General features: G+C 45.8%; 18 protein-coding genes. 8 read left to right on the forward strand and 10 right to left on the reverse strand.

All coding sequences use genetic code 11. The features are described 5' to 3' along the window. Positions 1-20: 20 nt before the first annotated feature. Positions 21-848, forward strand: a complete 828-nt coding sequence (locus AB6E78_RS16485) for a Cof-type HAD-IIB family hydrolase (protein ID WP_017061022.1) — start codon at positions 21-23, stop codon at positions 846-848. A gap of 87 nt (positions 849-935) precedes the next feature. On the opposite strand, the gene AB6E78_RS16490 is transcribed toward AB6E78_RS16485, so the two are convergent. Then, the gene (locus AB6E78_RS16490) at positions 936-1403 is read right to left on the reverse strand and encodes an EVE domain-containing protein (protein ID WP_372051979.1); all 468 of its coding nucleotides are present in this window, start codon (positions 1401-1403) and stop codon (positions 936-938) included. 39 nt (positions 1404-1442) lie between these two features. Here AB6E78_RS16490 and AB6E78_RS16495 point away from each other — a divergent pair, with 39 nt between their 5' ends. Together AB6E78_RS16495 and AB6E78_RS16500 are read left to right on the forward strand one after the other, a co-directional pair. Then, entirely contained in the window at positions 1443-2987 is a 1545-nt protein-coding gene (locus tag AB6E78_RS16495; protein WP_372133960.1) for a COG3650 family protein, read from the forward strand. 2 nt (positions 2988-2989) lie between these two features. After that, on the forward strand, positions 2990-3586 hold the full coding sequence (locus AB6E78_RS16500; protein WP_017061019.1) for a tRNA-uridine aminocarboxypropyltransferase: 597 nt from the start codon (positions 2990-2992) through the stop codon (positions 3584-3586). 145 nt (positions 3587-3731) lie between these two features. On the opposite strand, the gene AB6E78_RS16505 is transcribed toward AB6E78_RS16500, so the two are convergent. The 8 genes from AB6E78_RS16505 to lptM all read right to left on the reverse strand — a co-directional run bounded on the left by AB6E78_RS16505 (position 3732) and on the right by lptM (position 13702). After that, the gene (locus AB6E78_RS16505; RefSeq protein ID WP_372133961.1) at positions 3732-6212 is read right to left on the reverse strand and encodes an EAL domain-containing protein; all 2481 of its coding nucleotides are present in this window, start codon (positions 6210-6212) and stop codon (positions 3732-3734) included. Between the two features lie 192 nt (positions 6213-6404). Then, positions 6405-8903 (reverse strand): EAL domain-containing protein, encoded by a 2499-nt coding sequence (locus AB6E78_RS16510; protein ID WP_017061017.1) that lies wholly within the window; start codon positions 8901-8903, stop codon positions 6405-6407. Positions 8904-9071: 168 nt separating this feature from the next. Beyond that, positions 9072-9788 (reverse strand): 5-amino-6-(5-phospho-D-ribitylamino)uracil phosphatase YigB, encoded by a 717-nt coding sequence (gene yigB / locus AB6E78_RS16515; RefSeq protein ID WP_372133962.1) that lies wholly within the window; start codon positions 9786-9788, stop codon positions 9072-9074. A gap of 15 nt (positions 9789-9803) precedes the next feature. Further along, positions 9804-10736, reverse strand: coding sequence for a tyrosine recombinase XerC (gene xerC, locus AB6E78_RS16520; protein ID WP_017061015.1), 933 nt, complete (start codon positions 10734-10736; stop codon positions 9804-9806). Then, positions 10705-11403: a DUF484 family protein gene (locus tag AB6E78_RS16525; protein ID WP_017061014.1), complete on the reverse strand. Its 699-nt coding sequence runs from the start codon at positions 11401-11403 to the stop codon at positions 10705-10707. Before AB6E78_RS16525 ends, xerC begins: the two co-directional genes overlap by 32 nt. Positions 11404-11447: 44 nt before the next feature. After that, positions 11448-12278, reverse strand: a complete 831-nt coding sequence (gene dapF, locus AB6E78_RS16530; RefSeq protein WP_017061013.1) for a diaminopimelate epimerase — start codon at positions 12276-12278, stop codon at positions 11448-11450. A gap of 11 nt (positions 12279-12289) precedes the next feature. Beyond that, positions 12290-13543, reverse strand: a complete 1254-nt coding sequence (lysA, locus tag AB6E78_RS16535; protein ID WP_017066756.1) for a diaminopimelate decarboxylase — start codon at positions 13541-13543, stop codon at positions 12290-12292. 42 nt (positions 13544-13585) lie between these two features. Further along, positions 13586-13702 carry an LPS translocon maturation chaperone LptM gene (lptM, locus tag AB6E78_RS22930; RefSeq protein WP_017063757.1) on the reverse strand — a complete coding sequence of 39 codons (117 nt, stop codon included), beginning with the start codon at positions 13700-13702 and terminating at the stop codon, positions 13586-13588. Positions 13703-13777: 75 nt separating this feature from the next. Here lptM and cyaY point away from each other — a divergent pair, with 75 nt between their 5' ends. Then, positions 13778-14092, forward strand: coding sequence for an iron donor protein CyaY (cyaY, locus tag AB6E78_RS16545; RefSeq protein WP_017061010.1), 315 nt, complete (start codon positions 13778-13780; stop codon positions 14090-14092). A 72-nt stretch (positions 14093-14164) separates the two neighbouring features. On the opposite strand, the gene AB6E78_RS16550 is transcribed toward cyaY, so the two are convergent. Next, positions 14165-16693 carry a class I adenylate cyclase gene (locus AB6E78_RS16550; protein ID WP_017066755.1) on the reverse strand — a complete coding sequence of 843 codons (2529 nt, stop codon included), beginning with the start codon at positions 16691-16693 and terminating at the stop codon, positions 14165-14167. A gap of 344 nt (positions 16694-17037) precedes the next feature. Here AB6E78_RS16550 and hemC point away from each other — a divergent pair, with 344 nt between their 5' ends. From hemC to AB6E78_RS16570, 4 genes are read left to right on the forward strand one after another with little or no spacing between them, the layout of a single operon-like run. Next, positions 17038-17976 (forward strand): hydroxymethylbilane synthase, encoded by a 939-nt coding sequence (hemC, locus tag AB6E78_RS16555; RefSeq protein ID WP_372133963.1) that lies wholly within the window; start codon positions 17038-17040, stop codon positions 17974-17976. A 2-nt stretch (positions 17977-17978) separates the two neighbouring features. Further along, on the forward strand, positions 17979-18707 hold the full coding sequence (locus tag AB6E78_RS16560) for a uroporphyrinogen-III synthase (RefSeq protein WP_017061007.1): 729 nt from the start codon (positions 17979-17981) through the stop codon (positions 18705-18707). 19 nt (positions 18708-18726) lie between these two features. After that, positions 18727-19953, forward strand: a complete 1227-nt coding sequence (locus AB6E78_RS16565) for a uroporphyrinogen-III C-methyltransferase (protein WP_017061006.1) — start codon at positions 18727-18729, stop codon at positions 19951-19953. Then, positions 19953-21134, forward strand: a complete 1182-nt coding sequence (locus AB6E78_RS16570; protein WP_017063752.1) for a heme biosynthesis protein HemY — start codon at positions 19953-19955, stop codon at positions 21132-21134. Before AB6E78_RS16565 ends, AB6E78_RS16570 begins: the two co-directional genes overlap by 1 nt. The last annotated feature ends 807 nt before the right edge of the window (positions 21135-21941 follow it).

Below are 21941 nucleotides of genomic sequence, written 5' to 3' on the forward strand. Positions count from 1 at the left end.
CATTTTGCAATGAGGGTTAAATGAGTATTCCTGCACTAAAAGATTCCGTGAAAATTGTTGCTTCTGATTTAGATGGTACGCTTTTGGCTCCCAACCATCAGCTAAGCGACTTTACCAAGCTAACGCTTAAGAAATTACACGACCAAGGTTATACCTTCATCTTCGCTACGGGTCGTCACCACGTCGATGTGGCGGGTATTCGTCAGATAGCAGGTATTCCGGCGTACATGATCACTTCAAACGGTGCACGCGTGCATGACCAAAACGATCAACTGATGTATAGCCAGAACGTACCTCAGGAACTCGTTCAGCCAGTTATTGATATTGTGCGCCAAGATCCAAACCTCTTTATTCACATGTACCAGAATGAAGATTGGTTACTAGACCGTGAAGATGAAATGTTGGCTAAATTCCACAGTGAGTCTGGCTTTAGCTACAAGCGCTTTGAAGCTGAAAACGCACCAAGCGAAGGCATCGCGAAAGTCTTCTTCACACATCCAGAACAAGACCACGAATATCTCGTCACGTTTGAACAAAAGCTAAGAGATGCTTTTGGCGACAAACTGAACATCGCCTTCTCTACACCTTGGTGTCTGGAAGTGATGGCCGCTGAAGTCTCTAAAGGCCACGCTCTAGACGCTGTTGCAAAATCACTAAACCTGACTCTGGATAACTGTGTTGCCTTTGGTGATGGCATGAACGACGCTGAAATGCTGGCTATGGCGGGTAAAGGTCTAATCATGGGTACATCACATGAGAAAGTGATGAAAGCACTACCTGACAATGAAGTGATTGGCAGTAACGCAGACGATGCCGTTGCTCACTACCTAGAAAAGCATCTGCTCTAATCTCGCTCGTTGAACAGATCTGAATAAATAAAAAGGCAGCCAACTGGCTGCCTTTTTTGAACCTTAGGTAAAAAGCTCTCTCTAACGCTATCGAGAACCTAACACTTCTTTGCTTAAGATTGCCTGCCACTCTTGTTCGGTAACCGGCATGATCGATAAGCGATTACCGCGTTTCACCAAGGGCATTTCGGAGAGTTCAGGCATGGCTTTAAGCGTAACCAAAGGAATCAAGCGCTCAGTCAATCGCACAAACTCGACATCCACCATGATCCAGCGTGGGTTATCGGGTGAAGACTTAGGATCGTAGTAATCACTCTCAGGGTCGAACTGAAAGTGGTCTGGGTAGGCTTCTCTGGTTACTTTAGCGATCCCCGCTACGCCAACTTTTTTACATGATGAGTGGTATATCATCACCAGATCGCCAAGCTTGACGTCATCACGCATCATGTTTCGAGCCTGATAGTTGCGTACACCCTCCCAACAAGAGGTTTTTTGTACTCTAAGAGTTTGAATAGAGAAGGTGTCGGGTTCTGTTTTAAATAACCAATATGCCATAATAAATCCAATTAACGGTTGCTCCGAGGAAGATATAACATGAAGGTAATGAAAAACCCAGTGACATGGCTAGTCGCGTTCGCTCTACAAGGCTGTGTTACGGCACCTGATACGCCGCAACAACCTGAACAGCCCCCAGCAAACTTGGATGAGCCACTGAGCATTCAACCGCAAACCTTCATCATGCGTGGTCAGGTGGTGGTTGGCCATGAAAGCCGAACCTTCACTCCTTGCGGTAGCCAACAACAATACTGGTTAGACTTATCTCCAGAGTTAGCGTTAGAAGCACAAGGGCTCTCAACGAGACCTTACCAAGCCTTATATGGCGAGCTGATTGGTCACCTAACCGTGCCGAGCCAAACGGGTTATAACGCAGATTTCACAGCGCGTTTCGTGGTTGACCAAGTGAACATCCTAACCGCAGAGAACCCAGATCGCTGCGTCCAACCGCTGCGCTCAACACGAGTATTTGGTAATGAACCCTTCTGGTCAGCAACCTTCGATAAAGACCAGCTGAAATACACCAAGATGGGCGAACAGCCACAGACCCTCGATATTGAATCAAGCCGCACCACATCGAGCAGCCGTGACTACCAATTAGAAGGTAAAGCTGCACAAGGCAAACTCAACCTTACGAAAGAGAGCTGTAGCGACGGCATGAGCGATTCTATCTATGGATGGCATGCCAAGCTTAACCTCAATGACAGTAACTACAATGGCTGTGCGACGGTCTCTAACCAAGATCCAACGCTGGACTGGAGCGGACTCTACTTCGCTAGCTCAACGCAAAACTCAGGGTTCTCTATCAACCTTGAACTCAACAATGACCACAGTGCTATCACGAATTATTCATACAGCAATGGAGACCCTTCTATTGTTGAACAAGGCTTCTGGCAGCAACTGAACCAAAATCAGGTACAAGTGGTTATGACTCGCCACCAGCAACAATATTTGATCTCCGAGCGCATCTTCACACTCGATAATGGCAAGCTAATCGCTGAAAAAGAGAAAGTGGGCAACGTGGTGTATCCGATTGCCAATGGCGGTCTGGTGCTATTCGAAGCTAAGAGTGCGCAAGCACAAGTAAACACCACCACTAACGTTGATCTAACCGCAAAGCAGGTGAACTCCAGCGATCAACTTGATCCAAAAGTCGACCAAGCGATCCGCGAATACTTTAAGATCAACAACAGCTCACCTGACGACACTAAATACCGCTGGTTAACCTACGACCTCAACGGCGACGGTAAAGAAGAGCTGTTCGCCCAACTCGATTGGTGTGGTTCTGGTGGCTGTACACTGCTAATTTTCGAAAACCATCAAGATAACTGGCGCTTCAATAGCCGAGTGACACTGGTTAAGGGCGACATACGCTTAGGTAAATCGCAAAACCACGGCTGGCAGGATCTGATCTTCAATGTCAGTGGCGGCGGTGCAACACCGGCGAAACACACACTTTCATACTCTGGTGTCAGCTACCCGCTAAACCCAAGTGTCGCTCCAGTTGCAGATGATGCTGATATCAGCGACGTGGTTTTGTTTGCTGATGGTATCTCACCCGCACAAAGTGGAGTTAAGTTGTAAACATGAGTAACCAACAAGCTTGCCATGGTTGTAGCTTCACTCACCAATGTATTTGTCACCTGATACCTAGTGTCGCAAGCCAAATCGATCTTGTACTGCTCACTCATGAGAATGAACTGTCACGCGATACCAATACAGGGAAGCTGCTTCAGCAATCCCTTGATCAGTGTCAGTCCATTGTATGGCAAAGGAAAACACCACCAGCGGAGCTCATCGCACTGCTTGACGATGAAACACGACAACCGTTTCTTTTATTCCCAAGTGATCAAAGTGTCGAGTGCCAGCAAGCTGTAATGACCCAAGCCCAGAGCCGTAAGCCGCTATTCATCATCTTGGATGGCACATGGCAAGAAGCGAAGAAGATGCTTAACAAGAGCTCGTGGTTACAAGCCGTTCCGCAAGTTCACCTCGATATTACCAGCGAATCTTCATACACCTTGCGCCGCAACCAAGACAGTGGCCACTTGTGTACTTGTGAAGTGGGTATTGAGTTACTCAAATCTTTAGGTGAAAGTGAATCTGCCAAGCTCATTGATGATTACTACCAGCATTATCTAAAAGTGTTCCACGCCGACAAGTGTGGCCACGCCCTCAAATAGACCAAGCAGGCGCGCGGGAAGGTAAAAACACATTTCGGGACGAGACAGACACTAAAAACAAAAAGGGTGAGCCATAAGCTCACCCTTTTTACATCGTATTTTCGTTATTGAGCCAACCAGTGTTTCACGTGAAACGCTCGCTCCATCAAAACAAACGCTGAGGTTGACCAAAGTAATACCCTTGCAAGTAATCGACCCCCATGTCTTCAGCAATACGGCACACCTGCTCATTATGAACGAACTCCGCCACCGTCTTAGCATTCAGAATCTGGCATAAGCTCACCAACTGCTGAGCGATCTTGCGCTGCTTTTTATCTTTATCAATATTGCGGATCAAACTGCCATCAAGCTTGATCACCTGTGGTTCTAGCTTCAATATCTCATCAATGTTCGAATAGCCCGAACCAAAGTCATCAACAATAATATTCACACCAAGATCGCGGAAGTGATTACACACCTCAATCAAGCGACCGTAATCCTGAATTTGTTCCGTTTCTAACACCTCCAAGCCAATACGCTGTGGGTGACTGATTTTCTTGATCGCTTGTTCAAGGTGAAGAATGGTTTTCTCATTGCTGAAATCTTGTGGCGCTAAATTAATTGAGAACGAATCGGTTCGCTGACTCATAAAATCGAAGGTGCGCGTTATCATCTGACGACTGAGGCGTGTATAGAGATGGGTTCCTTCAATGATTGGCAAGAACTTACCCGGTGCAATTAACTGACCGTCCTCTTCAATTCGAACCAAACACTCGTAGCTCTCTACCTGATGACTGTGTGCTGAAACTATGGGCTGAGAGCACGCCACAATATTCTGATTAAGCACCGCGCGACTCACGCACGACAGCCAACCAAGTTGCTCTTGGCGATGCTTCTCCAATTGAATGAGTGCCTTGGCGCTCACTAGGTGCTTGTTCTGGCTGACAGCGCTGCGCCTCGCATCAATCGCCTTCAACAATAAGTCATCAATAGAGGTAGTCGGGAAATCTCGACGGCTGGCGATACCCGCACAGATAGACACCGACAAGTAATCAATATCGGGTAAACCGGTAGGCTCAAAATTCACATGCTCGGTTTGATCGGCAAATTCCGAGAATCGCTGATGAATATGTTCTTGGCTCGCCCAACTATCAAACACCACCGCCCACTCACCAATACCGATACTGTAGAGCTGACAGCCCTCATCAAAGAACTGCCACAGCGCCTTTTGAAAGTACTCACTCAAATCATGCAGAAGCTTGTCACCTACTCGATAACCATACTTCTCATTGATCTGACCAAAGGTCGTGACCTTCAAAGCTAGTAAGTGGCTATCACTGCTCATCTTCGACAGTTTCTCACGCAGCACACTTCGATTGGGTAAACCTGTACGGTGATCAATTCGATAGCTTGCCGTCAATGCAGTGGCTTGCTGCTGAATCTTACTCGCCATGCTGTTGTTCATGTCATCGACATCAAGCAGTGCATTTCGGATCAATGAAAACAGAGGGGATATGTTGGTCGCGGGTTGCGTCTCTAATGGCAATACCGCCTTACCCTCGCCTTCTCTAAGCGCAAGATAAGTGAGGCTATGGTGCAAGATTCGCTGTTGGCCATTCTCTTGATAAAGTTCTCCCATGCAGTAAACGCCATAGCTGTCGGCCAATTTTTGGAAAACCTCAACCTCTTGGTTGCCATCAATAAAGTCGATACGAGATGTACAGTTATAAATGAAGAACTGTTCTGGCCTATGAGAGGCGATCTGCTGCACGCCCAGTCGTATCTGCTCTAAGGTCAGTGATGGATGGTCATAACAAAACCGGACCTCATCGCCCACTTGGAACAGGCCGCTGAATTCTATCTCTCCACTTTCCGTTACCTTGAGCGGTAAGTGAATGTTTTGCTCTTTCGGGTCACCGACCATCAAGGGAAAGTTATGCAGTTGCTCAAAAGGCACTTCGAGGCCATCAGCGAGGTAACGATTGTAGAGTTCGCGAACAGGCATCCCATCCAGTTCCAACAACCGGTTCTCTTGAGCACCTGTCACTCGAAAAGTTCGACCAATCGGATTCCATTCAGTGTAGTAACCCTTAGCGATGGAGAGCTCAACACTGTGCAGCGCCAACATCACATAGGCATTTTCATAGCAAATGCCGTCTAACATCACCCATCGCCCATTATCTGTGATGGTCGATGCACCGCCACAGATCGGTAATGAATACATCGACTGCTCAAACGCTGAAAATAGATCTCGGTTATTTATCTGCAAGCGGTCTGCGAAACAGATGATGCTTTGAGTATTATCATTGCACTCAAGCTGTTGCCACATAGCGTGGCTATCGAGCAATGGTTGTTCGCTATATTCGACAATACCACAAGAGTAAGACGTCGCGTCAAAGCGGGTAACAATCAGATAAAGACCTTGGTGCAGGATGACACCTTGACTAATGTAGTCGTTAGCACTGCAACCAATCAATTTGGCATTGGGAAAAGTCGATTGAATCACTTGGCAGGCAGCCAAAACAGAACCTTTCTCGAAAGACGAAAACACCTGAATCAGTAGGCTTTCATGTTGATGAAAATCTATCTTTTCCAATTCACGTTGGGTTTGCTCAATGTCTTGTATCAGGAGAGAAGTCGACTGCATATTCACATTAATCGTTACGTTAATGATTTATTATTGTGCTTATTATAGATAAGGCTTGCACGGAATACTTGCGATCGCGTTATGAATAATGTGACCTTAGTTAGACATCATTCATTCCGCCAAAAAGCAGTCATTAATGGCGGCGCAGTACTTTTATAGCCAGTCGTTACACAATGCGGGAAGCTTTAACTGCTAAAACAGTCGCTTAGGCTCACCGAAGTAGTAACCCTGCAGATAATCGACACCCATTTGCTCTGCTATCTCACAAACCTGTTGGTTATGGACAAATTCAGCGACCGTTTTGGCATTGAACACTTGGCACAAACGAATCAACTGAGAGGCTATGTTTCTTTGTTTTTGATCTTTGTCGATATTACGAATCAAGCTACCGTCGAGCTTAATGATCTGTGGCTCAAGCTTAATGATTTCCTCGATGTTGGAGTAACCAGAGCCAAAGTCATCAACAATGATTCTCGCCCCGAGCGCACGGAAGTGATCACACACCTCAATCATGCGACCATAATCTTTAATCTGCTCAGACTCGAGAACCTCTAGGCCAAGTCGAGTGGGATCGTTCATAGCACTGATGGCGGTCTCGAGCACCTCAAGCGTCTTGTCGCTCAACAAATCTTGCGGGGATAGGTTGATAGAAAATGGGCTTTGCTTATCCGCCATATAACCTATGGTGTTCTTAATCATGTGTCGGCTGAGGCGAGTGTAAAGGTGCGTGTCGGCAATGATAGGTAAGAACTTACCTGGTGGCACAATGGTACCGTCTGACTCCATGATTCTGACCAAGCACTCTTGGCCAATCATTTCGTGCGTAACCGACTCCACAATTGGCTGGGAATAAGTGATGATGTTCTGATCTAAAATCGCACGACTTACACAGCTCAGCCAGCCTAGTTGCTCTTTGCGATCTTCTTCACTCACCTGAATGTCTTTAGCATTGGTGATGTGGGTATTGTTACGTACTCCATAGCGTCGAGCTTCGATCGCTTTCAATAAGATCTGGTCACCACTGTCGGTTAAGAAGTCACAACGACTAGCAAAGCCGCCACACAGAGAAACTGACAGGTAATCAATATCAGCCAAACCATATGGCTCAAAATTTATGTGTTCGATGTCATCGGCGAACTCAACGAAACCTTCTTTTATTTTCGTACTACCAACACTAGCATTGAAGATAATCGCCCACTCTCCAACACCAATACTGAATAGCTCTACCTTCACGCGAGGCTCTTTAACCACACGAAGCTGTAATCGCTCGATAAAGTGATTAGACAGATCGAGTAGCAGCTGATCCCCCACTTGATAACCATACTTCTCGTTAACCTGATGGAAGTTGGTTAGCTTTAAGGTCAGCAGATGTTCACTGAACAGAATCGTATTGAGGCGCTCTTTCAGTACGATACGGTTCGGCAAACCAGTACGCGAGTCAATGCGATAGCTTTCGGTTAAGCGACGCGCTTGTTGATGGAGTTTCTTTTCCATCTGAGTATTCATACTGTCGAGATCAGCGACTGCATTTCTGACTAGGTTAAGCAATGGCGACACGGTTGAGCCACACTGAAAGTCTTCGCAATGAAACTCTTTAATCTCGTCAGACTCGCGCATAGCGATATAAGTCAAGCTGTGGTGCAGTATCTCTTGGCGGTCTTCATTACGGTATAGCTCCCCCATGCAGTAGGCACCACATGTATTCACTATCCCTTCAAATGGCTTGAGCTCAAGTTTACTGTCGATAAATTCAAGTCGAGATACGCAGTTATAAATGATCACCGATTCAGGCTGATGCATGGCTAGCATCTCGGCACCGTGGTGCACCTTTTCTGCAGTGAGCGATGGGTGGTTATAACAAAACTGCGCCTCTTCACCGACATGCCAAGGGCTATCAAACTCAATACTGCCATCATCATTAATACGTAGCGGCGTCGAGATACCCTTCTTTCTGCCAAGTTCTCGATAAAGTGGAAAGCTCATCAGTTGACTAAAAGGAAGGTCTTTGCCATCCGCAAGGTAATGTTTGAATACTTCAATAGCCGGCTTGTCGTTCAATGCGTATAAGCGATTTCCGATTGCGTGTGTGACTCGTAGCTTCATCCCAATCGGGTTCCACTCAGAGTACGCGTCCGACCAAACCTTCAATCTTGGGTTAGTCAGAGCCACAGCAACACAGGCGTGCTGGTAGGTTTGCTCGTTATACATAACCCAACGGCCAAATTCATTCTCATGGCACAGTCCACCAGCTATCGGCAAGGCGTAAGGCAAATTTTCAAAAGCGCTATAAATAGGATAATCACGCCCTTCAACCTGATCGCACAAGCTGATGACCGTTTTGGTTTCTTCTGTAAGGCGCAGCTGAAAAGCTAAGTCTTGGCTGTCTTGATTTGGATTGCCGGAAAAAGGCTGGACCGCAGAGGTTAGATGGGTTTCGTTGAACTCACTGATGATGACTAAGGTGCATGCACTTTCAAGGCAATTATCACAGATAACATGACGAGCACTCTGGCCAATTAGCGTCGCATTATTTAAACGATTGAGGGCAACACCCGCGATTTGACGAGCTAGATCTGAAGATTGAGCTGAGAAAATTTGAATAAGGTACTGTTTGCTGTCACACCATTCTCGCTGATCAAATTGAGCTCTAAATAACGCCTCAGTATTTGCGAGAAATGTAAATGTTTGCATGCCAACCCTTGTTCAAAATCGAGTGAAGTAACAACCCGCAACCACTGCTATGACTGAAATGAATCGATAAAAAGTAGTCGCCAATTATCCTAGCCTAATCAGGCTTTTATAGGCGACTAATGTAACAATTCAATAGCATAAATGCGACACAATAAGCTTACCGAGCCATTAAATTAGTCGCATAAGATCGCTAAGTTGGTCTATTTCAACATCAGGGAGCACACTCGCCTTCGGGGAGCGGTATAAATTGGAACCAGTGTCATTAAACCAGCACGCTTGGAAGCCATTTTGCTTGGCTCCATAGACATCCGTTTTGAGGTGATCGCCAACATGAAGAATATTATCAGCGTCACAACCTAGGTGTTGCTGAGCTTTTTCAAACATATCTGGATAGGGTTTTGCTCTGCCATCAGGGCCGGCTTTAAGGATTAATTGAAAGTACAGCCCTAAGCCAATTTTGTGTGGATCGACATTGCCATTGGTAATCGCAACCAGAGGAATACGTTGGCTAAGTTCAGTCATCACTCGATGCGTTTCTTGAGGGACATCGACTTGATTACGCAACCACAAGGCATGCTCAATGCCCTCTCGAGCCGCTTGCTCTGCTTGCTGCAGAGAGTAACCCAATTGCAGCAAACCACTCTTAATCTGAGTTTCACGCCACACGGTGACATCATGTTTCAAAGCTGGGTTTTCAGATGCGACTTGCTGCTTAATGCCCTGCCACTCTTCAAGCGATAAAGAAGCCGACACTGGGTGCTTTTGATAAAGCCACTGTGCCATCTCTTTCTCAACCTTCATGATCACAGGCCAGTTGTCATACAGGGTGTCATCCAAGTCAAAGGTCATGGCTTTGATGGGCTTTAACCCTCGATAAATTCGCATAGTAAACCCTTTAATCTAATCTTTATTCTTCTTACGAGCTCTCGGGTGAGCCTGATCATAAGCTTGTGCTAAGTGTTGGAAATCTAAGTGGGTATACACTTGGGTCGTCGAGATGTTTTCATGGCCAAGCAACTCTTGCACAGCACGAAGATTTTGGCTCGATTCCAGCACATGCGTTGCAAAGGAGTGACGCAGTTTATGCGGGCTGATGTGGCTCGCGACAGATTGCTTCTTGCCCCACTCTTCCATGCGCTTTTGCACGCTGCGGTGAGAGATACGAGTCCCGAGCTTAGAGACAAACAGCGCGGTTTCACCCGGTGAAGCCAATTCACCACGAACTTTGAGCCATTTATCGACCCACTCTTTAGCTAAACCAGAAAAAGGCGCTTTGCGTTCTTTGTCGCCTTTACCAATCACTCGGATTTCGCCTTGTCGACCCAACACATCTTTCAGATTGATGCCGACCAGTTCTGCCAGTCGTAATCCAGCACCATACATCACCTCCATCATCGCTCGATCACGAATCGACAATGGATCGTCCTCATTCACATCAAGCAGTTGACCCACTTCATCAACATCGAGGTTTTTAGGCAAAGGGCGTTGTTTGCGAGGTGCAGAGACACCTTTGGCTGGATTGGCGGTCATTTCGCCACGCAACACAAGGAAATCAAAGAAGCTGCGCAGTGACGATAAGCGCGTTGCAATGCTGCTCGCTTTCATTCCCTCACGCATGCCTTTACTGGCCAGTTGTCTGACCCACGCCGCATCGACTTGCCCCCAATCCTTTAGCCCTAGAGTGACTAAATGACCGGCCATGGTTTCAAGTTGTTGTTTGTAATTACGTTGGGTGTGTAGGCTGAGTCCCTTCTCGCTTCGGAGATATTCATAGAAGCGAGAAAGTGGCTTTTGAAGGCTGTTAGGAAGAGGTATTTTGGGCTCTAGGCTCATTATTTATCTGCCAAGGTAAGGTGTCCGCCAAATGAGCGACAACAAGTGCTAAATGGCGTAAAAAGAGCGTATCCATATGGGGTTGGAAATGTCCGCCATCTTCACTAGAAAAGGCGAGCAAACCCAATGGAGACTGCTTAGCAAGCGGTAGTACTACATAAGAGCCTAGCTCTGGAACTGGATAATCACCAAACAAATCGTGTCTGTCGGCTTTTCTCAAGCGTCCAAGATAAGCATCTTTGCCATTGAAATGGTTAAGCGAAAACTTAGAGTAACCCTCAGCACTCAACTGATAAAAGCCAGATTGCGAAAGAATACGAACATGAGCCTTAAGCCCAAGATCTAACGCTTTTTGTTCAACGGCTTTTATCACCTGCATGAAGTCACTGCATTTCAGCACTTGCGCTTGCAGATCCATAAACTCATAGAAGGTTTTATCGTTATTTGCTGCCAACGACATCAAGCCAGTGATCTCTTCTTCAAGCTCTTCGATTCGATGACGTTGGCGTTTAAGCTGAACCTCAACCAGAGAAACAGCGCCCTGCTCAACGTTATTGATAGCAAGGCGATCAACCAAATCTTTTCGGTCTTGGAAAAAATCTGGGTTATCACGTAAATATTCCGCGACCACTTCTGCGGTGAGTGCGTCGGCTTCAACGTAAGACAAAACCTATCCTTTATTTTTATGAATATATTTGTTTTGGGTCGTTATTAGCAAGAAAGTTGACCATCAAACACATGCGTTGCAGGGCCGGTCATAAACAGAGGTTTACCCGGGCCTTGCCAGCTAATGTGTAAGTCACCGCCTGGTAGACGAACCTTCACATTCTCAGCCAGTAAGCCTTGAGTGATACCCACTGCAACTGCGCCACACGCTCCGCTGCCACATGCCTGAGTTTCACCCGCGCCGCGTTCGTAAACACGTAGACGAACTTCTTCACGGTTAACGACCTGCATAAAGCCAGCATTAACACGCTCAGGGAAACGTTCATGTGATTCAAGTAGTGGGCCTAAGGTGTCCACATCAGCCGTGTCGACGTCATCAACCACGGTAACCACATGTGGGTTACCCATGCTTACCGCACCACAGAATAAGGTGTGTACATCCGTTCTTAGGATATACGTCTTCTCTGGCTGCTTGGCCTTGAATGGAATCTTGCCGGGTTCGAACTCAGGAATGCCCATGTTCACCGTGATCAGGTCATTCTCTTCAATCTTGAGAACCATTTTACCTTTCTTGGTACTCACGTTGATGCTGTACTTATTCGTTAAGCCTTTCATGCGAACGAATCGTGCAAAACAACGTGCACCATTGCCACACTGCTCCACTTCACTGCCATCCGCATTGAATATGCGGTAATGGAAATCAGTTTCTGGATCATAGGGAGCCTCAACCACAAGTAGCTGATCAAAGCCCACGCCAGTGTGACGATCCGCCAAGCGACGGATCAAATCTGGAGAAAAGAAAATATTTTGAGTAATGCAGTCCACGACCATGAAATCATTGCCCAAACCATGCATTTTAGAAAAGTGGAAGTGCATAACGCTTAAAATTACTCCGGAAGAATGTTTTCAAGTTCCCACAGACTCGTAAGCTCTTCACGCTGACGAACCAAGTGAGTTTTATCGCCATCCACCATCACTTCAGCCGCACGCGAACGAGTGTTGTAGTTAGATGACATCGCGAAGCCATAAGCACCCGCTGAACGAACTGCTAGCAGATCACCTTCTTCAAGAACAAGGTCACGATCTTTACCTAGGAAATCGCCTGTCTCACAGATTGGGCCAACCAAATCGTAAGTCACAGTTTCACCCTGACGAGGGCTCACAGGAACAATATCCTGCCAAGCTTGGTAAAGTGCTGGGCGCATTAGATCGTTCATTGCTGCATCGATGATGGCAAAGTTCTTGTGCTCTGTTGGCTTGAGGAACTCGACTTTCGTTAATAATACACCAGCGTTAGCAGCAATCGCTCTTCCAGGCTCGAAAATCAGCTCTAGATCAGAATGATTGTCTAAGCGAGCCAATAAAGCTTTCGCGTAGTCAGAAGGCTGTGGTGGTAATTCATCACGATAAACCACACCCAAGCCGCCACCGACATCAAGGTGTTTGATGTTGATACCGTTAGCACGTAGCTGGTCGATCAGCGCAAGTAGGCGATCGGTTGCATCGATGAAAGGTTCGATATCCGTTAACTGAGAACCAATGTGGCAATCAATACCATGGATAGACAAGTTATCGAGTGTTTTTGCAAACTCATAGACAGCAGGAGCACGGTCGAAAGCGATACCAAACTTGTTATCACGCAGACCAGTAGAGATATAAGGGTGAGTGTTCGCATCAACGTCTGGGTTGATACGCAGTGAAATCGGCGCTTTAACACCAAGCTCACCAGCTACTTTATTCAGTCGCTCTAGTTCTGGTTCAGACTCTACGTTGAAACACTTAATGTTCAACTCAAGCGCACGCTTCATTTCAGCGGCTGTTTTACCGACACCAGAGAATACAACTTTTGCTGGATCGCCACCGGCAGCAACCACACGCTCTAGCTCACCGCCAGAAACGATATCGAAGCCAGAGCCCAAACGAGCCAAAGTATTCAACACGCCAAGGTTTGAGTTAGCTTTAACGGCATAACACACCAAGTGCGGATGCTCACCAACCGATGAATCAAACGCATTCCAGTGGCGTTCTAATGTTGCACGAGAATATACATACAGCGGTGTACCATATTGCTCTGCTAGTTGTGAAAGTGCGACGTCCTCAGCCCAAAGCTGGCCATCTTCCTGATAGTTAAAGTAATCCAAAGTTCTTATCCCTTATAAATAACGATTTCTGCGTGTTTTCACTTATTGTGATTGTTCGGTTTGCTGAACTTCATCAGGATCGTACAAAGGACCCGTTTGACCACAACCAGAAAGTCCAATAACGGACATCATAAATAGAGCAGCAATTAATTTTTTCATTTTGCATATCGTGATTATTAACTCAATGCCCCCTATAATCGCACCACACTCAGGAAAAGCAATAGGATAGAAAGGATGAACGAGACTGAATTTCATCAGCTGGTCGATATACAGATGCAAAACATCGAAGAAGCTATCGATGAATCAGAGGCAGATATTGATTACGAAGTGACTGGTAACGTGATGACGCTGGAGTTTGAGAACCGCAGCCAAATCATCATTAACCGCCAAGAACCAATGAAAGAAATCTGGTTAGCGTCTAAATCTGGTGGCTTTCACTTCAAGCTAGTTGACGACAAGTGGACATGTTCAAAGACGGGCATGGAGCTGTTTGAGATGGTTAAAGAAGAATGCGTGAAGCACGCAGGTGAAGCGATCGATTGGGTCTAATCATTTGTAAGCAAAACTAAAAAGGAGTGAATCAATCACTCCTTTTTTTAAAATCAATCGGGCTTAGTAAGACTAGATGTTAACTATCTTTGAGCTCCGAGAAGCTAAAGTTGCATCGTTACGATAAGGCACAACGTAAGAATTGCCTTCTTCAGGATGAACGATTTGGTAGTACTGAGGTAGGTTAAAGTTAATCAACTTAGACGACATCTTCGACTCATCTTTTACCGATGTGTAGAAAGAATTCACGCTCGCGATCATCTCATCTTTTTCACCGCTGTACTGGTGGTAGACCTCAACTTGGTTCGACTCGTCCAATACATAAATATTGAAGCCTTTGTCGGTATCTTCGAAAAAGAACTGAATCAAGCCCTCACTCGCAAAACCATCCACCACTTCTGGTAGCTGATACTCTTGCTCTTTATCGAGCATCAGTAAAGGTGAGCCTTTGAGCTTATTGGTTGAGATGCTACGGTAGAAATCGACCGAGTTTTCCAACATCTGTACCGACACACCACGACGTTCGAAGAACAGACCAAACATCTTATTAGCTAAACGAATAGCCTTAAAGCGGCGGCGCTTCTCGGGTTCAATCGGTTTCAATCGTAAATCGATACACTCAGCAAGCAGTTGATACACCATGTTACGCATCACACCACGCAGGTTTTTGCTGTAACAGAACACATCAACCGATTCTGGCGGTAAAGCATCTTGGTGCATTTTGCCAAGCACCGTCTTCAGCGCATCCAGCATTGCCGTATCACCTTGGAAATGCAGCGTACGTACTTCATGCCAAGAGTTACGATAAACTAAGTCGACACTGCCGACTAAGCTCTTACCTTCCTCACCAAAGCTGAAGATATCGGCGTTCTTGAGGTCCACTTTTAATGCACGACCACTTAATTCAGACGTCGGGTCATTTTCAAAGTTGATGAACATCGCTAGCTGGCTTATCTCACACGGGCTCGCCAGTGCTTGCATACTTGGGCGACGCTTACGCAAAGAAAACGTATTACGCAGGTCGCTCACCATTTGATAGAACTTATCGATATCGATGTGAGCGTCACGTACCACAGAGTGCAAACGTGTCGACTCGGTAATCAAGCCATTAAAAAACGACCATGCTACCAACTTACTCAAGTACTCATGGTGCTCTAGAGAAGGCTGACCAAGAATGCGGTGTGCAACCAGTGGCTGCTTATACAAGTACCAACCTGCTTTATTCGACTGACCCTGACGAACTTCGATGAAGCTCAAGTCGGGTTCATGCAGATCCGGAGAGATTTGTGGGTTCAGCAGTGTCACTTTACCTGGCAATACCTCAAACGCAGCGTAAAGCTTACGTGCCAAGATGCTGATATCTTGTGGACTGATTGCCGAAGTGATGTCGTTACGACGCGCAAATTGAATCAGATTACGATAGCTCAGCATCAAGGCATCAAGCAGTGCATGGTGCACCACTTTAACCTGCTCAACCTTCCAGTTACGGCGGTTATCGAGCTCAGCAATGGTTTCATGTCCCCAATTCCAAGATTTAGTCATCTCGGTTAAGGCTTCACGACGCCACGCAACGGAGCCAATGCCCGCATCTCGTGACAACTTCTCGTGGGTCTTAAGATAAAAACAGCGCCTCACCAAGTCCAATCGAGTATGGTCGTTAATACGCTCTAGGTAGCGCGTTACCTTCTCAAGCATCAGATAGTAACTATCCATGCCATACAGATCCGGTTCATCCGCGAAGAAGCGACGCTTGGTATCAATACTCAGCAGTTGGGTGTTTGGGTATTCCCATGAATAGGCTTCTAACAGGATCGCCTTCAAAACCGATTTATACGGTGAGTCGATACTCTTATAGAGCTGCCACAGGTTTGAACCAAAGTACTCTTCAGCGGGAATGCGATTCAGCTTGCCGAAATCGATCCACTGCGAGCAATCAAGATAGCCATCCTGACACAAACCTTGAACATACTCGTCGTAACACTCTTCCATTTCTGGCGGAATGATTTGCCACAACAAACGCTGACCAGCCAAACGAACCGCAGAGCGATAAAACTCATCAAGCAATAATAAGTGCTGTGAAGAACCACAGTTATCGCCGGTCATCTCTTCTGAATGGTTCGAACGGAAACGCTCTTCATCCATCAAGAAGAAGTTCGCTTCTACTCCCAAGGTTTCAGCCCAATCGGTAATCAAGAGACACTTGTTGGTTAGGCTATCGCGAGAGGCGCCATCCATATCCGGGGAAACACACACCCAGATATCAAGATCACTTGAAGTGCTTTGACCAATAGAAGAAGTACTACCCATGGTGTACAAGCCAAGGATTGCTGGTTCATCCGTCTCGGTGAGTTTGCCACCCAGCGTTAATTCGGTATCAGAGACAAATTGCTTTTGGAATTCATTAAGCGTGAAGCTACGAATTCCAAAAGGAACTTGTTGGTCATAATAACCAGGCATCATCGGGTGATTGAAGTGAAGCAGTGCGGGAATAAGGTTGAATACTCGCTGGCCTTGCACATTCATCAACGCCAACGCACGATCAATGCGCTGCTGATTTAGATTGTCTAATCGTTGAATCAAAGTTTGAGTGTAAGCCTGCAAGGTAAGTCCTTGGTTTGAGGTTAAGTGCAGTTCTGTTTAGTTACTGAACGAAAGGAGCAACAAAACGTGATCAATTTAACACTTTTACCCTTAATGGTAAAGCAAAGGAACCCGTCATACTGGTCAATTCCTTGATGACAGAAAGTTAAACTCACGGCGCCGTAGTGTCCTCTTTATTGACTATTTCTAATAATAGCCCATGTTTCAAATGAGATACTAATCACACTATTTTGGTGAACTCATGAAAATCTCTCAGCTATCAAAGTATGGAATGATCAAACAGTAAGAATTCTCGCCTCATAATGGTAGGATTAGGCTATTACAGAACCTATATCGGAAACACCATGACAAATTCAGCACCAATCCGTATCGCGACCAGAAAAAGCCCTCTTGCCCTTTGGCAGGCATACTTTGTAAGGGATACACTGCAAGCTGCTCACCCTGGTTTAGAGGTTGAGTTGGTAACTATGGTGACCAAAGGTGACATCATCCTAGACACTCCGCTTGCTAAAGTGGGTGGTAAAGGACTGTTCGTTAAAGAACTTGAAGTAGCCATGCTAGAAGGTCGTGCTGACCTAGCGGTTCACTCAATGAAAGATGTACCTGTCGACTTCCCTGAAGGTCTAGGTCTGGTAACAATTTGTGAGCGCGAAGATCCGCGTGACGCTTTCGTATCAAACACTTACAACAACATCGACGAACTCCCACAAGGTGCTGTCGTGGGTACGTGCAGTCTGCGTCGCCAATGCCAACTGTTAGAATACCGCCCAGATCTGATCATCAAAGAGCTGCGCGGCAACGTTGGTACTCGTCTAGGTAAACTCGATGATGGTCAATACGATGCGATCGTACTGGCTGCTGCAGGTCTTAAACGTCTAGAGCTAGAAGAGCGTATTCGTAGCTTCATCGAACCAGAGCAGTCTCTCCCTGCTGTTGGCCAAGGCGCTGTTGGTATTGAGTGTCGCCTTGATGACGAGCGTCTGATTAAACTCCTTGAACCACTGAATCATAAAGACACGGCTGATCGTGTACTGTGCGAACGTGCAATGAACCTTACCCTAGAAGGTGGCTGTCAGGTTCCTATCGGCAGCTACTCATTATTAGATGGCGAAAACATCTGGCTACGTGCATTAGTTGGTGAACCGGACGGTTCTAAGATGGTTCGTGGTGAGATCTCTGGCCCTCGCAAAGATGCAGAAGCACTTGGCGTGACTCTGGCAAATCAATTGCTGGATGATGGCGCGAGAGAAATCTTAACCAAGCTCTACGTTGACCAAGAATAATCATGACAGTGTTGGTGACTCGTCCCGGTTCAGAGGGACAATCGCTTTGCCAACAACTAGCGGATGAAGGGGTTCAAGCAATCCATCATCCGCTGATTCGTATCGTGGATAATCCCAACTCTGCGGATTTAAGCACCCAGCTTAATAACAGCGATATCATTATTGCAGTCAGTCACCACGCCGTGGCGGCTGCCCAAAGCATCCTTTCAAAAACCTCATCCATTTGGCCTACTTCGCCGCTTTATCTTGGCGTTGGTCAAAAAACTGCGCACGTTTTAAGCAAAGTCTGTAAACAAAAAGTAAACTATCCTCAAGTTAGTGATAGTGAACATCTTCTTAAACTTACTGAACTTAATGGCGTAGAAAATAAGTCCATTTTGATACTACGTGGCAATGGTGGGCGTGAGCTCATTAGGGATTCTCTACTCAATCGAGGTGCACAAGTCTCTTATTGTGAGACCTACCGTAGAGAATATATTCCTATTAGCGACCACAATACCTATCAAACATGGATAAACAAAAAAACGTCCAAAGTTGTCATCACTAGTCAGGAACAATTGGAGTATCTCTGCTCAATTACCCCTGATGAGTATTTGGCTTGGCTTTCAACAAGACATCTATTTGTCCCAAGCCAGCGCATTGTAGAACGAGCACAACAACTCGGCTTCTCGAATGTGACCAATACTCACAGTGCTACGAACCAAATATTACTGGCTGCTCTCCGGCCCTAGCTAGAAACAGGAAATAAGCATGACAAGCAAAAAAAATAATGAGCATATTGAACCTGAAAAGAAACAAGATACTCAGCCAGTAGTTGTTGAAAACGAAAAAGCTGACTCTACAGAGACAAAACAACCTGAGCAGAAGCTTGATGCCTCTGCTTCAAATACCGCTAAAAATGAGCAGCCTCAAGCTGAGCATAAAGAGCAAATAGAGAAAGCAGAAAAGCAAGGTAAGCGCGGTGTCAAACTAGGCGCTATTGCGATCGCTATTTCAATTATCTTCAGTGGCGGTATCGCATTTCAAATGCAGCAAAAGAGCGCTGAATACTCGGCTCAAATAGCCGCTCTTCAAGCACAACTTCAAAATACCCAATCTGCGGTAAATAAAGACCTACAAACCATCAAGCAAGAGACTATCCAAGAAGCCTCACACGCGGTGGAGAAAACTCAGGTCGTGCAATCTCAACAGCAGAAGAGCATTCAAAGCCTGCAGTTAGCAGTGGCTGACGTGAAAGGTCGCCGCCCGAATGACTGGTTACTTGCCGAAGCCGATTACCTTGTGAAACTAGCAGGACGTAAACTGTTCCTCGAGCATGATGCCGTTAGCGCAACCAAGTTAATGGAAAGCGCCGATCAACGTATCGCAGCACTGAATGACCCGAGCTTAGTGTCACTGCGTCAATCAATGACCAATGACATTACCAAGCTTCGCACTATTCCTCTGATCGACCGTGACGGCTTAGTTCTGCGTATCACAAGCTTGCAACAGCAAGTCGATACACTGCCGCTTGCCAATGCGATTCTTCCGGAAGCTGCGGTTGTTGAGAAAAAAGCGGTATCGCAAGATATTAATGATTGGCAGAACAACCTGATGACGTCGATGAAAGACTTCTCAGAAAACTTCATTACCTTCCGTAGTCGTGATGGCGAAGTTATCCCTCTACTCTCTCCTGAACAACACTTCTACCTGCGTGAAAACATCAAAGGTAAATTAGAAACCGCGATTCGCGCCGTCTACAAAGAACAAGGTGAACTCTATAGCGCAGCTCTTAATACCGCTAGCGAGTGGTCGAAAGCGTATCTAAACCAAGATAACAACTCAGTGATTGAATTTGAGAAAGCGATTAAACAGCTAAGTGAACAGAACATCTCTGTGAAATACCCTGTAAAGCTTGAATCTCAAAATGAGTTGTCAGATGTGATACGTGAGCGCCTACGTCGTGAAGTCACCGTTATGACCACGGAGGAAAAATAATGATTCGTTGGATTTTTCTTTTTCTCGTTCTAGGTGCTGGGTTAATTGTTGGTACTCAGTTCTCTGGTCAACAAGGCTACGTTCTGATCTCAATTGCGAATAAGACTATTGAGATGAGCGTGACAACACTGGTTATCTTTGTCATTGCTCTTCTAGCGGCTCTATTCGGCTTAGAGTACCTATTTAAAAAGCTTATGTACGCAAGCTCGACAACTTGGAACTGGTTCAGTGTTCGTAAGCTGAAACGTTCTCGTCGTTATACCAATGAAGGCATTATCAAGCTACTTGAAGGTGACTGGAAAGGCGCTGAGAAGAAAGTAACTCGTTGGGCTAACCATCACGACATGCCTCTACTTTGTTATTTAGTCGCTTCTCAAGCGGCACACGAACAAGGTAATACAAGTGAGCGAGATAAGTACATCGAGCTTGCTAGCCAACAGGACGACTCTCTACTAGCGGTTGAGCTAACTAAAGCTAAACAGCAAATCAGCGAGTCAAACTACGAAGCTGCATTCGATACACTTTCGACCCTAAAAGGCACATACCCTAATAACACTGCTGTACTTGGCCTGTTAAAAGCCACTTACTTGCAACTGAAGTTATGGCAGCCATTGCTAGAGTTAACTCCTAAATTAGTTAAGAACAAACTTCTAACAGCTGATGAGCAACGTGAATTAGAACAGAAAGCACAATGTGGGCTACTTCATGATGTGGCACAACAGCAAGGTAGCGAAGGTTTAATCAGCCATTGGAACAAGCTTTCAAGAAAACAGAAACAAAGTTCGCACCTTGTATCCTGCTTTGTGAAGCAACTTATCGCTCGCAAAGCTGACTCAGAAGCCTTCACTGTGATCAAAGAGAACATTGCAAAGAGTGGGTCAAATGAACTCTACATGTTGCTTCCAGAGCTGAACCTAGCCGATCACCACCCAGTAGTGGTCATGCTAGAACGTGCAATTAGTAAAGACAGTGGTAATGCCGAAGCACACAGCGCGCTGGCTCAGTTCTACTTAAGAGAGCAGAAGTGGGCGGAAGCACAAAGCCACTTCGAAAAAGCCCTAGCACTTCGCTCAAATGTTTCAGATTACGGATACCTATCTGACGCACTAGAGAAGCAAAACTTAACGAAAGCAGCTCACGAGGTTTCTCGTAAAGCGCTCGCTCTAGTTCAACCCGCTTAACTCTAAGCGACTCAAACTAAGCCGATGTCTAGCATCGGCTTTTTTGTATCTGCTATTTAACCCTAGATAACTTCTACAATAGCTATAAACCAAGCTCATCAAACACTTACCTGCCCAATACCAACTAACCATGAAATTGCTCAACTGGGCTTCTCAAACACACGGAGAACGACTTTAGTTGTGTCTGTACGTAGTTTTACCATTCTTATAAACAAGTCCTTATAAGAGGTTCGAGAGGAGTCATAGAGAAAAGTGATACCTTGAAGTTCAAGAACAAATGGAGATCAGCTTGAGAGAAGGCGCTTAAAGATATTTACCCGCAGACAGATGCCCACTTAAAGTCACGTTGAATTAACAATTAAATAGCCATCAACGTTCCAACTATAAACCGTTATAACCGGGGAGTTCACGTAACTGCCTGTAGATTAATCTATTAAGTAGAGGGAGATAGCAAGAGTTACCGACCAACAAAACCTTGTTATTAGAAACGAGGCATCTTTATCAGCCAGTTCAAATTAGTAGGAGATAGAGCTCTCAAGACGCTCAGGAAAAGTTAATCAACGAACCAATAGCCACAAGTATAAACTTACGTAATCAAGCGCTGCTAGAGAGAGCAGAGCTTAATAATAAGTGTCGGAATATCAGAGCTCGTGATCAACGTAAAGCGCCTCTACAAACTCTGAGACGAATAATAAGACTCATACCAATCCGGAAAATTAACTGATCAGGTCAATCCAATCTCTTGTACACACTTTTGTGACGCGATCTTTGCACTCAAGAAATCCATTCCAAGCGCTACAGACCTTC

Source organism: Vibrio sp. 10N.247.310.98, from assembly GCF_041467395.1.
Classification (GTDB): Bacteria; Pseudomonadota; Gammaproteobacteria; order Enterobacterales; family Vibrionaceae; genus Vibrio; species Vibrio crassostreae_C.

Coding starts and splice junctions, on each gene's coding strand:
- AB6E78_RS16485 (WP_017061022.1), top strand. CDS start 21: ATGAGTATTCCTGCACTAAAAGATTCCGTGAAAATTGTTGCTTCTGAT.
- AB6E78_RS16490 (WP_372051979.1), bottom strand. CDS start 1,403: ATGGCATATTGGTTATTTAAAACAGAACCCGACACCTTCTCTATTCAA.
- AB6E78_RS16495 (WP_372133960.1), top strand. CDS start 1,443: ATGAAGGTAATGAAAAACCCAGTGACATGGCTAGTCGCGTTCGCTCTA.
- AB6E78_RS16500 (WP_017061019.1), top strand. CDS start 2,990: ATGAGTAACCAACAAGCTTGCCATGGTTGTAGCTTCACTCACCAATGT.
- AB6E78_RS16505 (WP_372133961.1), bottom strand. CDS start 6,212: ATGCAGTCGACTTCTCTCCTGATACAAGACATTGAGCAAACCCAACGT.
- AB6E78_RS16510 (WP_017061017.1), bottom strand. CDS start 8,903: ATGCAAACATTTACATTTCTCGCAAATACTGAGGCGTTATTTAGAGCT.
- yigB (WP_372133962.1), bottom strand. CDS start 9,788: ATGCGAATTTATCGAGGGTTAAAGCCCATCAAAGCCATGACCTTTGAC.
- xerC (WP_017061015.1), bottom strand. CDS start 10,736: ATGAGCCTAGAGCCCAAAATACCTCTTCCTAACAGCCTTCAAAAGCCA.
- dapF (WP_017061013.1), bottom strand. CDS start 12,278: ATGCACTTCCACTTTTCTAAAATGCATGGTTTGGGCAATGATTTCATG.
- lptM (WP_017063757.1), bottom strand. CDS start 13,702: ATGAAAAAATTAATTGCTGCTCTATTTATGATGTCCGTTATTGGACTT.
- cyaY (WP_017061010.1), top strand. CDS start 13,778: ATGAACGAGACTGAATTTCATCAGCTGGTCGATATACAGATGCAAAAC.
- hemC (WP_372133963.1), top strand. CDS start 17,038: ATGACAAATTCAGCACCAATCCGTATCGCGACCAGAAAAAGCCCTCTT.
- AB6E78_RS16560 (WP_017061007.1), top strand. CDS start 17,979: ATGACAGTGTTGGTGACTCGTCCCGGTTCAGAGGGACAATCGCTTTGC.
- AB6E78_RS16565 (WP_017061006.1), top strand. CDS start 18,727: ATGACAAGCAAAAAAAATAATGAGCATATTGAACCTGAAAAGAAACAA.
- AB6E78_RS16570 (WP_017063752.1), top strand. CDS start 19,953: ATGATTCGTTGGATTTTTCTTTTTCTCGTTCTAGGTGCTGGGTTAATT.